Source organism: Oleiphilus sp. HI0043 (genome assembly GCF_001634935.1).
Window position 1 is genome coordinate 17,942 of sequence record NZ_LWEY01000556.1, and the last position, 15,558, is coordinate 33,499.

Genomic DNA, 15,558 nt, shown 5'->3' on the forward strand with positions numbered 1-15,558 from the left:
TCTGTCTTCCTGTGCTGGAGCATAAGGTTATGCACAAACGAATCATCGGTCACTTATACTCCCTTTTTTGGGCTGTGATTGGCTTGCTGGTACTTGGCCTGCTGATTGGGGAATTAGCGTGGGTTCTCGCGATTGGCTGCTTTGCCTACTTAGCCTGGACAATCAGCCAGGCTGTTAAGCTGCATCGTTGGCTTTACAGTGTACAAGAAGACCAAGCAATTCCCGAAAGCCATGGTTTATGGGGCGATCTGTTTGACGGTCTATATCAAATTCAATATCAAAATCGCATTACTCAAGAAAACTTGCGGTCAATGATTGCTCGTGTCCAATTATCTACCAATGCACTAAAAGAGGCTGTCGTCATGACTAACTCTGAAGGTGCGATGGACTGGTGGAATGACTCTGCAAGTACAGTACTTGGCTTTAAACGAGAGTCAGATAGAGGTCAGCTGATAACAAATTTGCTTAGAGACCCTTCCTTTAAGCGATATTTTGAAAGCAAGAATTACGACGAACCTTTAGAGCTACGTTCACCTTTAAATAAAAGTGCAACTTTGCAAGTACATATCACTTTGTTTGGCAAAGATGACCGCTTGGTTTTCGCGCAAGATGTGACGCGTGTGCAGCGACTTGAACAGATGCGGCGTGACTTCGTTAGCAATGTTTCTCATGATATGAGAACGCCATTGACGGTTATTAGAGGTTATATCGAAACCTTCCAGGATGCTGAAGATACACCTAAGAAGTGGCGAAGAGCCTTAAATTCAATGCAAGAGCAAACGAAACGGATGGAAAGCCTGATTAGTGACCTCTTGTTACTCGCCAAGTATGAAACTGAAGGCCTGCCTAGTAATACTCAAGCGATCGATATCGAACCGGTACTACAAGAAGTCTACCGCGACGCACGAGCCTTTAGCGCTGACAAAAATCAGAATATTCGTTTGGACTTTGAAAGCACCAAACCCTGTTTATTTACCGGTGACTCTCGTCAGCTTTATAGCGCCTTCTCAAACCTTGCGTTTAATGCAGTTAAGTATACGCCCACCGGTGGTGATATCGACATCAGCTGGTGGCTGGATGAAGAAGGTGCTCACTTTTGTGTGCGTGATACCGGTGAAGGTTTTGATTCCGTTCACATCCCTCACTTGACGGAACGCTTCTATCGAACGGACCCCAGCAGAGACCACTCAAGTGGCGGCTCAGGCTTGGGCTTAGCGATCGTGAAGCATGTATTGATCAATCATAATGCCGAGCTGGAAATCCATAGTGAAGAAGGCATAGGCAGTGAGTTTATTTGTCACTTCCCGGCATCGATAATGGTTTCCAGTAGCTCGGCTAATGAACAGAAAGCGCTAGCAAATGCATCTTGATGAGCTATCTGCATTTACTTGGATAGCTTTTTCTGCGCCTCTGCTTCAAAGTTCATATTGATATTGCCTAAAGATCTTTCTTCGTTTACCCAAAATGCGACCGCGCCACACACCGCAGCGGGCAGTGCCAGAAAATTCACGATAGGCAGAAGCGTTGCCCCAAACGTTACCAGCCCAAAACCTAGTGATGTCAGACGATGGCTAGCCAGGTAGTTTTTCATATCGGGGAAGCTCATCTTATTATTATCTGCCGGGTAGTCGATATATTGAATGGCCATCATCCAGGCTGAGAAAATAATCCAGATAACAGCAATAATCACATTCAAGCCGGGGATTAAGCCTAAAACCAATAGCACTAGCACCCGCGGGATATAATAAACAAGCTTTTGGAGTTCTCGCATGATGGTTCTGGGAACCATTGCCAGTAGCTCGCTCCATGAGAAGTCTTCACCTTTATCTTGGCCGCTTAAGTGCTTTTCAGTGAGTTCTGCCAGGTAGCCATAAAAAGGAGCGCCGATTAAATTCGCGGCGGCAATAAAGCCATAAAACAGCGTCATTAAGATGGCTAAGAAGTAGATTCCCCAGAATAACCACTCCATGAATCCTAGCCATTCTGGGACCCAAGACAATAAGGTCGCCATCCAACCGTCTACTAGGCTATATGCCCACATGATGAGCAGCGTAAACAAGATGATATTTACGGTTAAAGGAACCAGTAAAAATAGGCGAAAGCCGGGCTGGCAAATGATCTTGAAACCTTGAGCCAGATAGCCAAAGCCGGTAAACATATTTCCCTTCATGTGAAGATTCGCTCCTGATCAGAATATCGTCTAAGAAATTTATAGGGCTTAATAGGGTTGTAGGCAGTGTATAATAGCTCGCTTGGAGTTTCAGCAGTGCTCTGATGAAATCAAAGTAATGTCACTAGGTAGTTGTAGCCAATGCGTCCAGATTTTCAAATCGAGATTGTTTATTCAGATGAACAGCTTGTGGTGGTTAATAAGCCCTCCGGTTTGCTATCAGTTCCGGGCAGAGGCCCCGACAAAGCTGATTGCTTGCTGAGCCGCTTACAAGACCAATTTCCCACTATCAGGGTGGTTCATCGTTTGGATTGCGCAACCTCGGGCTTGATGGTCTTGGCGCTTGATGCGGATTCCCACAGGGAGCTTAGTAGGCAGTTTCATGACAGAGAAGTCAAAAAGCGCTATGAAGCCTTGGTTTATGGCTTTATGGAAGATGAAAGTGGCGAAGTTAATCAGCCATTGAAGACCGACTGGCCCAATCGGCCTCGACAGATGATTTCACATGAAGGTAAAGCTGCTCAGACCTTCTATCAATGTACGACTCGCTCAGAACAGGCATCGAGAGTCATCCTCACGCCGATAACAGGTCGCTCTCATCAACTACGTGTTCATATGCTATATACCGGCCATCCAATATTGGGCGATGGGCTTTATGCTCACGAGTCGGCATTAAAGGCTAGTAGCCGTTTATGCCTACATGCCACAGACTTAAGTATCTACCAGCCAAAGACTAAAACTTTTATGGAGTTCTCAAGTGCTACACCTTTTTAGTCAGATAATCCAGTTTACCTGGCTGAACAAAATCGTTTTGTACCTTGCTTTGCTGTTCTCTTGTATTGCCGCGTTTTCACCCCTTACGGGGCTGGAGCAAGTTAATGTGAGTGACAAGGTGCTCCACCTAGTAGCATTTTTTGTACTTTCTTTATTGGTTCAAATTGCCTATCCAAGGCTAGGTTTAAGGGCAATACTATTTTGCTTGGCTTGCTTTGGTCTGGGTATTGAGCTTGTTCAGGCTTACTTGCCCCACCGTAGTTTCGAGCTAAATGATTGGTTTGTAGACTTGTTAGGCACAGTGATTCACCTGATCCTTATTGCGCCAACTATTAAGAGCAAGTGTTTGAGTGGTAAATACGCACCTTGTTAAATTCTTCAAACTCATTTAGGTCTGGACAAGTACGGGCTTCTTTTACTTCAAGCAAATCGTAAGCGGAAGAGGGCAGTACTTTTACGCGGGAGTCAGCAAGAAGTACTTGAGGACATTTAGTGGTAAACAAATCTAGCAAGTCGTGATTATCTTTGTCATATAGTACATCCGCCGCGGTGATCAGGTCGAGCTCTTCATCAAAAGCCATAAAGTCTTCAGAGTAGTCAAAGCTCAGAGAGTTGAGTTCGGCATTTGCACGACAAGCTTCAAGAGCGTCTGAGTCGATATCACAAGCTATGACTTTTTTGGCACCAGCCTTGGCAGCAGCGACTGCAACAACACCCGAGCCGCTACCAAAATCTAGCACTGTCTTACCACGCACATATTCCGGGTTCTCCAGAATGAACTGAGCCAAAACCTGTCCACTTGCCCAACAAAAAGACCAGTAGGCAGGTTCGGCCACAACAGCCTGTGCTTCGTCATGGCTAAGTGGGCCCTGTAATACAGCTGGGTCAAACAGATAAAGGCCGATTGCAGGGCAGGCGGGAGGTTTAGTCGCCTTGACACGACCTTTAGCGAGAGTTTTATTTAAGTTAGCGTTGAGTGTATCGACAGTATTCATGACATTTTAATGATGATTGACAGTGTTAAGTTGACCAGCTTGGTGTAGCTACTTTATGCTGCGAGGAATAATAACAACAGCATTTCGATGCATCATAGATAATACAATAAAGTTACTTTTAAACTAGGGTAAAAAAGGAAGACTATGGAAAATATAACTGAAACTACAGATAAGCTAGAAGGCTATGCTGATATAGCTGTAGAAGCTGCAATTCTTTACGGGCCAAAAGTTGTTCTGGCTATTGTTACCTTGATAATTGGTCTTTGGGTGATAAATCGAATTGTTAGCAAGGTTGAAAAGCATTTTACGTCTAAAGCGGATCCAACGCTTGGTTCGTTTGTCAGTAGCCTGGCGTCAGTCATCTTCAAGATGATGCTATTGATTGCTGTTGCATCAATGGTTGGTATTGAAACTACTTCTTTCGTTGCAGTACTCGGTGCTGCTGGCTTGGCCGTTGGTTTGGCATTGCAGGGCAGTTTGTCAAACTTCGCTGGCGGTGTTTTGATCTTGCTATTCAAGCCTTTCAAAGTAGGCGACTTAATTGATGCTCAAGGCCATATTGGTGTCGTTAAGGAAATTCAGATCTTTAACACAATTCTAACAACGGCAGATAATCGCGTCGTTATTATTCCAAACGGTGCCCTATCAAATAGCAGTATGGTTAATATCAACCAGCTGGATACTCGCCGTGTTGATTTCGTTTTTGGTATTGGTTATAGCGATGATATTGATAAAGCGAAAGCGATTATTGAAGGCTTGATCACTTCAGATTCTCGTGTATTAAAAGATCCTGAGCATTTGATTGCGATCTCTGAATTAGCGGATAGTTCAGTCAACTTTACCGTTAGGGTTTGGACTAAGACGGCGGACTACTGGGCAGTTCACTTCACAATGTTCGAAGCAGTTAAGAAAGCGTTTGATGAGCAAGGAATTAGTATTCCGTTCCCTCAACAAGACGTACATATGCATACAGTTCAATAACCTACGCACTAGCGCCGGTTATTTAAGACGTTATTTGTTTTGCTGATAAAAGGCGCTCTTTTGAGCGCCTTTTTTATTAATAAACGTATTTCCTAACCTGCGAAAGAATGAAAACAAGTGTGATAATACTGCTGAAAAACTGGAAAAAAACTCATCTATAAACGACGCTAATAAAAAGATACTTTTTGTTACTTCAACTTATCTTTGTTCGTGACTAAGATGAAGTTAAGAAAGAATTTAGTATCAACGAATTTTGCTGGTCTCTATCTGCCTGTGCATAGCGCTTCAGAAATACGAAGTGACTGAGACAAAGCAATAATTACGATTGTCTCGATCTACTAAAGACAAAAATAACGAGTGTTAGGCAGTTATAGAGGTACTGGAAATGCCAGTTGAACAGCTAAAGCAATATCTAGATTCGAATGACGTTCAATACGTATCAATAGAACATTCGGTAGCATATACCGCAAAAGAGATCGCTGAACGTATTAAACTTAAAGGTGACCAAATGGCGAAAACCGTTATGGTCAATTTGGACGGTTGTATGTCGATGGTGGTGCTACCCGCATCATGTCGAATACGCTGGGATCAATTTATGAGAGCCATGGGAACCGAGCTGGTCGCCCTGGCAACAGAAGATGAATTTAAAGACCGTTTCCCATCATGCGAAGTGGGTGCTATGCCACCATTCGGCAATTTATATGATGTCCCCATCTATATGTATGAAGGGTTCGATGAAACCGGTGATATTGCCTTTAGAGCAGGAAATCACCACGAAGTGATTAAAATGAAGCTCTCTGATTATATGGAACTAGCGCATCCGATGACGCTAAATGAGGGCTTCGCAAAGATTGGTATGAAGAAGCCAAGCTGGTTGTTAAAGAAGAAGGCCGGGTAGAAAACCTAGCCTTCTATTGTTTACCGTTTACAATCTCCGGGCCTTACAGCAGGCGGCCTGAACTGCGGCTCGGGGATTTATTCTTTTAATTGCTAGCGAACATAGAGAATCAGGTCTTCGTATCCTCGTCGGATGCGAAATGCCTGCACATTTCGCTGCCTCAAATAAGACTTAAGCTCTGCAATATTTCTAATCCTGCTTCGGTTGACCGCGAAGATTATATCCCCTTGCTCAAAGCCTACTCGTTTAGCGATCGAATTATTGCTCAGTTCTTTAACCTGAATGCCAATAGCTTCTTCTTGATCACTTGGAATGAGATCCATTAACAGGCTTCCGCTCAAATAAGAAGAGACTTTGTCACCAGCTATTTCCGGGACAGGTATGGCTTCGATCTCAATTTCGAGCGCTTTGTTATTGCCATTGCGAATAATCTCAAGATCAAGGGTTCTGCCAATTGCAGAAAGTCCAATTCTGTTTTGGATATCATTGGCATTCCTGATGGCCCGACCATTTGCCTTAGTAATAATGTCGCCCTGCTTTAGACCTGCATCATCTGCTGCGCTGCCATCCTCGATACTACTGACAATAGCCCCCTGATAGGTATTAAGCTGATGTGTTCCGAACGAGAAGGCTTCAGCTAACTCAGGGCTTAAGTCTTGGAAACGGGCACCGATACCGCCGCGTTTTACTTCACCAAACTGGATAAGTTGTGACATAACTGATTGGCTGACTTCAGTTGGAATGGCAAAGCCAATGCCAACGTTTCCTCCGGCTGGAGCGATAATGGCGGAGTTGATGCCAACTAAGTTGCCATTGAGGTCAATTAATGCGCCGCCTGAATTGCCGGGGTTAATGGAGGCATCGGTTTGAATAAAATCTTCGTACCCCTGGATGCCAAGACCATTCCGCCCAAGTGCGCTGACAATTCCAGTAGTCACCGTTTGCCCAATACCAAAGGGGTTACCAATGGCAATTACAAAGTCGCCAACGGCTAGGGAGTTAGAGTCGGCGATTTTCAAAGATGACAACTTTTCTGCATCGATCTTCAGCAAAGCGATATCAACCTTCTTGTCGGAACCTACTAAGGTGGCTTTGAATTGACGCCCGTCCTGAAGTTTTACTTCGATATCGTTAGAGTCAGCAATGACATGATGATTGGTAAGAATATAGCCTTCTTTTGCATCAACTATTACACCGGAGCCAGCACTTTGAACTTGGCGTGACTCTTCAATTTCATCAGGAAAAGAGAAGAAATGTCGAAAAAATGGTGACTGTAGTAAAGGGTTATATTTACGCTGAATGGTATAGGTCGCAATATTAACCACGGCTGGCGCTGACTCCTTAATGATCGGCGCGAGAGAGGGTTGTGAATTTCCTTCTATCAGACGTTGCGGAAAGCCAGCGGCTTGAAGTGAAAAAGAGAAACTTAAGCTGAGCAAGATGAACAAAGTCAAACCGTATTGCTTGAAGTTAAAAAACACATTATTTGATAATTGATTAAGACGCATCTTTTTATTGTCCTTCACTGGGTATTACAGGCGATATTATAAGCTCAAAGGTGTGATTGTTGGGAAGTTCTTGCATAATACTGCAAAAGATTTGCTGAGAGGAAAAGCATGAGCAAGCAATATGATGTAGTGATTGTCGGTGCCGGTATGGTCGGCGCTGCCATTGCCTGTGGATTGGCTCGATCGAACTTTAAAGTTGCGGTCATTGACCCGCTATTACCCCCTGCGTACGTAGAAGGCGAAGCACCTCACATTCGGGTATCGGCGATCAGCTATGCGAGTGAACAGATATTAAAAAACCTGGGTGCATGGCAATATATCGAAGGCAAACGCTTATGTCCTTATCGACGTTTAGCAGTAAATGAGATGCCTGCTAAAAAGGGGCTATCTGCCTTATTGCCTGACATCTCGACATGGGCAAGAACCGAGTTTGATTGCAGTCAGATTGGCCAGAGTCATCTTGGCAATATTATTGAGAATGATATTGTTCATCTCGCTTTGCATGAAGCAATGAACGGCCTGGAAAATGTTAGCGTCTATTGTCCAGACAAAATTGAAGAGATGGAATTGGATGGTGAGCTGAAAACCCTGACACTATCAAAAGCAGGAGACATTAGCGGGCGCGTAGTGATTGGTGCCGATGGCGCACAGTCACGTGTGCGAGAACAAGCCAGCCTCGGTCAATATAAAGACAAATATGCGCAGCATGCTTTTGTCTGCACTGCTGCGTATGAAGGCAGTCAGGAAGATATTACCTGGCAGTCATTCACCTCTCATGGACCCTTGGCATTTTTGCCCTTGGCCGATAGTGGTAAGGAACACTTTGGCTCACTCGTCTGGTACGACTTGCCTGAAAGTGTCGGCAAATTATCGCAGATGGGTAACGAGGAGCTGTTAGCGACGATCAAAGCTGCTTATCCTTCAGAGCTTCCTACCATTACACGCATTGTAGAGCACGCTAGCTTCCCTTTATTTAAGTCCCATGCCATTAACTATGTCCGCCAGGGTGTGGCATTGGCGGGGGATGCAGCACATACTATCAATCCTTTAGCCGGGCAGGGCGTTAATCTGGGCTTTATGGATGCTGCGATGCTAATCGAAATTCTGGGGCAAGCACACTTAGCGGGCGAAGATATTGCTAGCCTTGAAGTCCTGCAGCGTTATCAAAAAAGTAGACGACCAGAGAACCAGAAAATGATGAGCATTATGGATATGTTCTATCATGGCTTTAGTAATGAGTTGCTGCCGCTAAGGGTGGTAAGAAATATAGGCCTGGGTCTAGCAAATAATTCCGGGCCTGCGAAAAATAAAGTGATGCAGTATGCGGTGGGCGCAATAGGTAACTTGCCTAAACTTGCTCAAGCCTAAAGGAAGCAAACGAGGAAAAAACAATGACAGAAACGCTATTTACCAAAATTATTGATCGTCAGATTCCTGCAGATATCGTCTATGAAGATGACATCTGCCTGGCATTCAAGGATATTCAGCCAACCGCTCCCGTACACTTGCTTATCATCCCTAAAAAACCAATCGCGACGATTAACGATATGGATGAAGGTGATAAGGAAACATTTGGACATTTGTTCTTTGTTGCCAAGAATATTGCCGCCGATATGGGCTTCGCAGAAGATGGTTACCGTGTTGTGATGAATTGCAATGAATATGGTGGACAAAGCGTCTACCACGTACACCTGCATTTAATCGCTGGTAAACCTTTGGGTTGGCCTCCTTTCACCGAGAAGCTTAAAGTCTGAGCAAGTGTAAACAAGGGTAAAACCATTGCTGACAGACTAATATTTAAGCACCCTCTTCGTTAAACTAGAGCTACCTAAACGAAGAGCGTGGTGAAATATGATCTGGAACCTGGAAGAAAGAAAGTCTAATAAGAGCCTACAGTCAATACTACAAGGCTTGGTATTATTTGCCATGATGTTTTCATTGGCGGCACTTGCTGAAGCTGATGAACTTTCTTCTCGTCTGGAATCACACTTCAATGCCGATAGCTCGTATCGCTTTATCAACTATGAAAGTGTTAATCAGGTGCATGCTGATGAGTATGGCAGCATGCGCTACTTAGTGATGGATTTTGATTTGCGACTTGCCAGTAATGATCTTCAAGGCAGTATTCACCAGATTTGTAATACTGTCTTGGCAGATAGGCAGTTAATAAAAGACCTATCTCGTCATGGCTATGATATGGTTTCAGTATCATTTGATAGGCAGTCACAGTATGACTGCCTATAAATACCTAAAAAAACAAACGCTCTAACTCCTTACCCGGGTCTGCCGCCCGCATAAATGCTTCACCGACTAAGAAGGCGTTCACATCACGTTCTTGCATAGCGATCACGTCTTCTCGAGCATGTATGCCGCTTTCTGTGACCACAATCCTATCTTCGGGAATCTGCTTCAATAAGTTAAAGGTGTTATCGAGTGATACTTCGAAAGAGTGAAGGTCCCGATTATTAATGCCGATTAAGCGAGTTTCCAGCGTTAAGGCATCTTTAAGCTCTGCTTCATTATGAACTTCGACCAAAACATCCAGGCCGATTTCATGGGCGATGCCACTTAACTCCTGCATTTGATCTTTTGTTAGGCAAGCGGCAATCAGTAGCACGCAATCAGCATTCACAACGCGGCTTTCGTAGATCTGATAAGGCGCGACCATAAAATCCTTACGGATAATCGGCAAGGCGCTCGCAGCACGAGCTTGTTGCAAATAGTCCTCATGGCCTTGGAAAAAATCACGGTCAGTAAGTACCGATAAACAGGCTGCACCGGCCTTCTCATAACTTTCGGCAATGGCGGCAGGTACAAAGTCCTCTCGAATAATTCCTTTGCTTGGTGATGCCTTCTTGATCTCGGCAATAATGGCAGGCAAATTGTTCGCGTTCTTGGATTCTATCGCCCGCACAAAGCCGCGGGTCTCATCCCGATCGAAGGCTTGTGCCTTGCAGTCGGCTAGCTTTAGCGTGCTTTGTCTTTCCTCAATTTCCTGCCACTTGCGTGCGACAATCTTTCGCAGAATGGTTGGAGTTTTATCGCTGGCTGAATCTGGGCCAAAAGAAACGTCTGACATAATGAATCCGGTATATAAAGTTATTCTGCAAATACGCGCGTAAAGCTCGCCAAGTCATTTAATTTAGCTAAAGCTACGCCAGAACCAATGGCATCGGATGCCAGCTCAACGCCTTCAGCCAAACTACTAGCCAGGTCAGAAGCATAGATCGCTGCACCGGCATTTAAAGTAATAATTGAGCGTGCTTTTTGCGCAGCCTCGCTTTGTTCCTTTCCTAAAGCTGCTTTTATCAAGTTTAGGCTTTGTTCTGCACTATCGACACCCAAGCCATCAAGTGAAGCTCGCGCCAGGTCAAAGTCTTCTGGTTTGATGGTGTATTCACTGACTACGCCATCCTTGAGTTCAGCGACATGGCTGTCGCCGGAAATAGTGATCTCATCGAGGCCGTCACTCGCGTGGACGATGAGTACATGCTCGCTACCCAGACGTTTTAATACTTCAGCCATAGGCTTACACAAAGCACTATTGAATACGCCGATCACTTGCTTACCAACGTTAGCAGGGTTAGTCATGGGGCCAAGCATATTGAAGATGGTACGAATAGCCATCTGCTTCCGGGGGCCAATAGCATGCTTCATAGCGCTATGGTGAGCTGGTGCAAACATAAAACCAACACCAATTTCCTCAATACAACGCTGTACTTGCTCGGGGCTTAAAGACAAATTAATGCCTGCAGCTTCGAGTACATCAGCACTGCCAGTGCTGCTAGAAACGCTACGGTTACCATGCTTTGCTACCTTGCCACCCGCTGCAGCTACCACAAATGCACTGGCTGTCGAGACGTTAAACAAGTTAGCACCATCGCCGCCGGTGCCACAGGTATCTACCAAGTGTTCGCCGCTGATATCTACTTTAGTAGAGAGCTCTCGCATCACCTGAGCAGCGCCGGTAATTTCATCAATGCTTTCGCCTTTCATGCGCAAAGCAACTAGGAAACCGCCAATTTGAGCTTCTGTCGCTTGGCCTGTCATAATCTGTTGCATGACAGACTGCATTTCATCGGTTGCTAGGTCGGTGTTTTCAACGACTTTTGCCAGAGCTTGAGTAATATCCATGCGTATACCTATTTTTATTCGCTTATCGTTTTATCTTATCGGTCTAAGAAATTCTTAAGTAAGTCATGACCGTGTTCACTTAGAATTGACTCAGGGTGGAATTGAACCCCTTCAATATCAAGTTCCTTGTGGCGAACACCCATGATCTCTTCGACACTACCGTCTTCGTTTTCAGTCCATGCCGTGATTTCCAGGCAATCAGGTAGCGTATCTTTACAAATAACCAGTGAGTGGTAACGGGTTGCGGTGAAAGGGTTAGTCAATCCCTTAAATACGCCCCTATCGTTATGATGCATGGCTGAAGTCTTACCGTGCATCACCTGCCCGGCACGAATGATATTTCCGCCAAAAGCCTGGCCAATACTTTGGTGACCCAAACAAATACCAAGAATTGGAAGCTTGCCTTTAAAGTGCTCAATGGCAGCCAGTGATACACCGGCTTCGTTTGGCGTACAGGGGCCAGGTGAAATCACAATTTTACTAGGTTTTAGCGCTTCAATTTCTTCGATGGTAATTTCATCGTTACGGTAAACATGAACATCGGCACCGAGTTCGCCCAAGTACTGAACAACGTTGTAGGTAAACGAGTCGTAGTTATCAATCATTAATAGCATTGTTTTTCTCCTTACCCGTCTAAGCCTTGAGTTGCCATTGCCACCGCTCTGAATACAGCGCGCCCTTTATTCATGGTTTCATCCCACTCACTTTGCGGTACCGAGTCTGCAACGACTCCCGCACCGGCTTGAATATGCAATACCTGGTCTTTTATGACCGCGGTGCGAATGGCAATCGCCGTGTCCATATTGCCATTCCATGAGAGGTAACCAACAGCGCCGCCATAAACGCCCCGCTTAACCGGCTCAAGCTCATCGATGATTTCCATCGCACGAATTTTCGGGGCACCACTTAGAGTACCGGCAGGGAAAGTCGCGCGTAATACATCAATCGGACTGGTATCGGGTTTTAGCTTGCCGGTCACGTTCGAGACAATGTGCATAACATGAGAGTAGCGCTCTATCACCATTTTATCGGTGAGCTCTACACTGCCAATTTCACTAACGCGGCCAGCATCATTTCGTCCTAAATCGATTAGCATCAAATGCTCGGCGCATTCTTTAGGATCTGCGAGTAGGTCTTTCTCTAAGGCTAAGTCTTCTTCTTCATTCATGCCGCGCTTGCGAGTACCAGCAATCGGCCGAACAGTAACTTCACCCTCTTCTACGCGCGCAAGTATTTCAGGTGATGAGCCGACAATATGAAACTCGCCCAAGTTCAAAAAGTACATATAGGGAGAAGGATTCAAACAGCGTAAGGAGCGATACAGATTCAAAGGCTCAGCAGTAAACGGAATCGACATGCGCTGTGAAATCACCGTTTGCATCACGTCACCAGAGAGTACGTATTCCTTAATGGTATCGACAGCGTCTTTAAACTTGTCTTCAGAAAATCCAGATATAAAGTCGCTTTCTTTTATGTCAGTTTGTGTGGCTTCTTGAGCCGGCTCCGCGCAGGTATTATTCCGTAAACGATGAACCAATAAATCCAGTACCGACTGAGCTATTTGATAAGCATCTTCAGTGGCAGGGTCTGCATGATGAATAAGTATCAACTTGCCACTTAGGTTATCGAATACAACCAGCTGGTCAGACACCATAAGCAAGATATCAGGTGTACCCAAAGGATCTTCAGGACAGCTGTCAGCAAGCTTTGGTTCAATGTATCGAACGGTGTCATAACCAAAGTAGCCAACCAAACCGCCATTGAAGCGTGGTAAGCCTTCTATTTCGGGCACCTTGAAACGCGTTTGGAATTCCTCAACAAAAGCTAAAGGGTCACTGCACTCGTGTCGCTCGATGATTTCGCCATCTTGCTCGAGTGTGGCTGTGGAGCCAGAAATTCTAAGTACTTGCGTACAAGGCAAACCGATGATGGAGTATCGGCCCCATTTCTCGCCACCATGAACAGACTCTAGTAAATAAGAATAGGTGCCGTTAGCGAGTTTAAGATAAGTACTTAAGGGCGTATCGAGGTCAGCCAAGACTTCACGCGTGACAGGAATGCGATTGTAGCCTTGAGCCGCTAGTTGTGAAAAATGCTCAGGTGTCATAGGGTGTTCCTAACTAAATTCATAATCTATTAATTAAAACGAAGCGGTATACAGCGCAGGAGCTGCAAATATTGAACGAGCGCGTGCTCAATTAGCTAGCTTCGCCAGCGGCAGGGAAGCAGCGCACGAAGGGCTGCGAAATTATGAACGGATGTAGACACTGAACAGTCTCTCTACTCTAATCAATTAATAGGTATAAAACGGCCTACAGATTACCTCAGGCCTGTGAGTGAATCAATAGCTCAGGGTGCATGCTAGCTCGCTATTTGAGACTCTCATAGCTTTAAATATAGCAATTTTAGCCAAGGCAGCTGCTTAAGCTAAAAAAGACTACATTTTTTTGCTAAGACAGGTATATTAATTGAGGGCTAGGAATACTTAGCTCAATGCGAACAGGATGTTTGCAGAATCTATTTCTATACTTTTTAAAAGGACTTAAAAATGAAGAACTTTCTTAAGCGCCCAACGATGGCGCTATCTGTGTTATTGGCTTCCTCATCACTTCAAGCTTTACCTGTTTATATCAATGAGTTTCACTATGATAATCAGGGGGCTGATCAAAATGAGTTTGTTGAAATAGCAGGCTTAAGTGGTACAGACTTACTTGGTTGGCAACTCGAGTTTTATAATGGCAATAATGGCCGACGTTATATGTCATGGGACTTATCTGGTAGTTTTTCCGATCAGCAGGCAGGCTATGGTGTGTTAGCCTTTACCGGCTCTGGTGGTCTGCAAAATGGTGGCAATGATGGTATTGCCTTGGTAAATAATCTGGGCGACTTAGTACAGTTTATTAGCTACGAAGGCTCCCTTGTCGCAACAAATGGTTCAGCTTTGGGCGCCACAAGTATCGATGTTGGCGTTGTAGAGTCACCGTCTACGGCTTTGGGTAGCTCAATACAGTTAAGTGGCACAGGAGAAAGCTCTGAAGCGTTTGCTTGGGTCTTGGGGCAAGCTTCCCAAGGGGCTTTTAATACCGATCAACTTTATCAGGCGCCTATTGTTTCTGGTCCTGTCGTACCAGATATTCCGACATTCACTGAGCCGGGTTCAAACCCTGATGTGGTATCGGTACCAGAACCTGCCAGCTTAAGCCTGCTGGGCTTGGGGTTACTCTTACTTGGTCAAATACGCCGGGGCGCTAAAATGCGAAGTTAGGGGAAGTAGGCGCTCGGTTTTGCAACAAGCTGAGCGCCTTGGATGACGTTTGGGCTAGGAAATGCCAGCTAACTTGGCTCTCATTGCTGCGATGGTTGCCTGATAGTCATCGGTATTGAATATGGCTGAGCCGGCAACAAAAGTGTCGGCACCAGCTTGTGCTATCTCGGCTATATTGTTGATATTGACGCCACCGTCAATTTCCAATCGGATATCTTTACCTGAATCATTAATCAACTTGCGTGCTTGTCGAAGTTTATCGAGTGTACCAGGAATAAACTTTTGGCCGCCAAATCCGGGGTTAACGGACATGAGCAAAACCATATCGAGCTGGTCAAGGGTATGGTCAAGGTAGTGTAAGGGGGTAGCCGGGTTAAAAACTAAGCCCGCCTTGCAGCCACCATCTTTGATGAGTTGTAATGAGCGATCAATATGCTCAGAAGCCTCTGGATGAAAGGTGATATAGGTCGCACCAGCATCGATAAAGCTTTTGATCATATCATCGACTGGCTTCACCATTAGGTGAGCATCAATTGGAGCTGTCACGCCGTGCTTTCGAAGCGCCTCACAAACCATTGGGCCAATTGTCAGGTTAGGGACATAATGATTATCCATCACATCGAAGTGAACGATATCAGCACCGGCTTCGAGAACATTCTCGACTTCTTCACCTAGGCGTGCAAAGTCGGCAGAAAGAATAGAGGGGGCGATCAAAAATTGGCTCATGGTTTCCTCGGAATTAATAATTTGCGCTATTCTAACGTAGAAGCGCTGGTGCGAATAGTTTAGTTGCCGATAAGTAAAGTGTTAAGCCTATTGATGATAGGTTTGTG

The 15,558-nt window shown here is 45.1% G+C and carries 17 protein-coding genes; 9 read left to right on the forward strand and 8 right to left on the reverse strand.

What is annotated here, in order from left to right:
* Window positions 1-29: 29 nt before the first annotated feature.
* Window positions 30-1,370, forward strand: coding sequence for a phosphate regulon sensor histidine kinase PhoR (phoR, locus tag A3729_RS06880; RefSeq protein WP_068510060.1), 1,341 nt, complete (start codon window positions 30-32; stop codon window positions 1,368-1,370).
* A 14-nt stretch (window positions 1,371-1,384) separates the two neighbouring features.
* Here phoR and cysZ read toward each other — a convergent pair whose 3' ends face one another.
* Complete coding sequence (cysZ, locus tag A3729_RS06885) at window positions 1,385-2,170, reverse strand: sulfate transporter CysZ (RefSeq protein ID WP_068510062.1); 786 nt, start codon at window positions 2,168-2,170, stop codon at window positions 1,385-1,387.
* A 141-nt stretch (window positions 2,171-2,311) separates the two neighbouring features.
* Between cysZ and A3729_RS06890 the strand changes: the two genes are divergently transcribed.
* On the forward strand, window positions 2,312-2,944 hold the full coding sequence (locus tag A3729_RS06890) for an RluA family pseudouridine synthase (protein WP_068510064.1): 633 nt from the start codon (window positions 2,312-2,314) through the stop codon (window positions 2,942-2,944).
* Window positions 2,928-3,317 (forward strand): VanZ family protein, encoded by a 390-nt coding sequence (locus tag A3729_RS34490; protein WP_068510067.1) that lies wholly within the window; start codon window positions 2,928-2,930, stop codon window positions 3,315-3,317. The genes A3729_RS06890 and A3729_RS34490 overlap by 17 nt, the downstream gene beginning before the upstream one ends.
* Here A3729_RS34490 and A3729_RS06900 read toward each other — a convergent pair.
* Window positions 3,277-3,939, reverse strand: a complete 663-nt coding sequence (locus A3729_RS06900) for a methyltransferase (RefSeq protein WP_068552540.1) — start codon at window positions 3,937-3,939, stop codon at window positions 3,277-3,279. The genes A3729_RS34490 and A3729_RS06900 overlap by 41 nt on opposite strands.
* Window positions 3,940-4,083: 144 nt before the next feature.
* Between A3729_RS06900 and A3729_RS06905 the strand changes: the two genes are divergently transcribed.
* Both A3729_RS06905 and A3729_RS06910 read left to right on the forward strand, forming a co-directional pair.
* The gene (locus A3729_RS06905; protein ID WP_068514472.1) at window positions 4,084-4,920 is read left to right on the forward strand and encodes a mechanosensitive ion channel family protein; all 837 of its coding nucleotides are present in this window, start codon (window positions 4,084-4,086) and stop codon (window positions 4,918-4,920) included.
* Between the two features lie 385 nt (window positions 4,921-5,305).
* Entirely contained in the window at window positions 5,306-5,818 is a 513-nt protein-coding gene (locus tag A3729_RS06910; RefSeq protein WP_068554211.1) for an aminoacyl-tRNA deacylase, read from the forward strand.
* A 92-nt stretch (window positions 5,819-5,910) separates the two neighbouring features.
* Here A3729_RS06910 and A3729_RS06915 read toward each other — a convergent pair whose 3' ends face one another.
* Complete coding sequence (locus A3729_RS06915) at window positions 5,911-7,326, reverse strand: Do family serine endopeptidase (RefSeq protein ID WP_068514468.1); 1,416 nt, start codon at window positions 7,324-7,326, stop codon at window positions 5,911-5,913.
* A 108-nt stretch (window positions 7,327-7,434) separates the two neighbouring features.
* Between A3729_RS06915 and A3729_RS06920 the strand changes: the two genes are divergently transcribed.
* The 3 genes from A3729_RS06920 to A3729_RS06930 all read left to right on the forward strand — a co-directional run bounded on the left by A3729_RS06920 (window position 7,435) and on the right by A3729_RS06930 (window position 9,570).
* Complete coding sequence (locus A3729_RS06920) at window positions 7,435-8,694, forward strand: FAD-dependent monooxygenase (protein WP_068513876.1); 1,260 nt, start codon at window positions 7,435-7,437, stop codon at window positions 8,692-8,694.
* Between the two features lie 23 nt (window positions 8,695-8,717).
* Window positions 8,718-9,080, forward strand: a complete 363-nt coding sequence (locus tag A3729_RS06925; protein ID WP_068514465.1) for a histidine triad nucleotide-binding protein — start codon at window positions 8,718-8,720, stop codon at window positions 9,078-9,080.
* Window positions 9,081-9,177: 97 nt separating this feature from the next.
* On the forward strand, window positions 9,178-9,570 hold the full coding sequence (locus tag A3729_RS06930) for a hypothetical protein (RefSeq protein WP_156490586.1): 393 nt from the start codon (window positions 9,178-9,180) through the stop codon (window positions 9,568-9,570).
* Window positions 9,571-9,574: 4 nt separating this feature from the next.
* Here the strand turns inward: A3729_RS06930 and trpC are convergent, their stop codons facing one another.
* Genes trpC through trpE form a run of 4 tightly spaced genes read right to left on the reverse strand, consistent with a single transcriptional unit; the run spans window position 9,575 to window position 13,567 of the window.
* A complete protein-coding gene (gene trpC / locus A3729_RS06935) occupies window positions 9,575-10,405 on the reverse strand; it encodes an indole-3-glycerol phosphate synthase TrpC (protein ID WP_068514462.1) in 831 nt (276 codons plus the stop codon).
* 20 nt (window positions 10,406-10,425) lie between these two features.
* Complete coding sequence (trpD, locus tag A3729_RS06940; protein WP_068554209.1) at window positions 10,426-11,460, reverse strand: anthranilate phosphoribosyltransferase; 1,035 nt, start codon at window positions 11,458-11,460, stop codon at window positions 10,426-10,428.
* A gap of 35 nt (window positions 11,461-11,495) precedes the next feature.
* Window positions 11,496-12,074, reverse strand: coding sequence for an aminodeoxychorismate/anthranilate synthase component II (locus tag A3729_RS06945; protein ID WP_068554207.1), 579 nt, complete (start codon window positions 12,072-12,074; stop codon window positions 11,496-11,498).
* An 11-nt stretch (window positions 12,075-12,085) separates the two neighbouring features.
* On the reverse strand, window positions 12,086-13,567 hold the full coding sequence (gene trpE, locus A3729_RS06950; RefSeq protein WP_068514455.1) for an anthranilate synthase component I: 1,482 nt from the start codon (window positions 13,565-13,567) through the stop codon (window positions 12,086-12,088).
* A gap of 441 nt (window positions 13,568-14,008) precedes the next feature.
* Between trpE and A3729_RS06955 the strand changes: the two genes are divergently transcribed.
* Window positions 14,009-14,725 carry a PEP-CTERM sorting domain-containing protein gene (locus A3729_RS06955; RefSeq protein ID WP_068514453.1) on the forward strand — a complete coding sequence of 239 codons (717 nt, stop codon included), beginning with the start codon at window positions 14,009-14,011 and terminating at the stop codon, window positions 14,723-14,725.
* Window positions 14,726-14,779: 54 nt separating this feature from the next.
* Here the strand turns inward: A3729_RS06955 and rpe are convergent, their stop codons facing one another.
* Complete coding sequence (rpe, locus tag A3729_RS06960) at window positions 14,780-15,451, reverse strand: ribulose-phosphate 3-epimerase (RefSeq protein ID WP_068513466.1); 672 nt, start codon at window positions 15,449-15,451, stop codon at window positions 14,780-14,782.
* Between the last annotated feature and the right edge of the window lie 107 nt (window positions 15,452-15,558).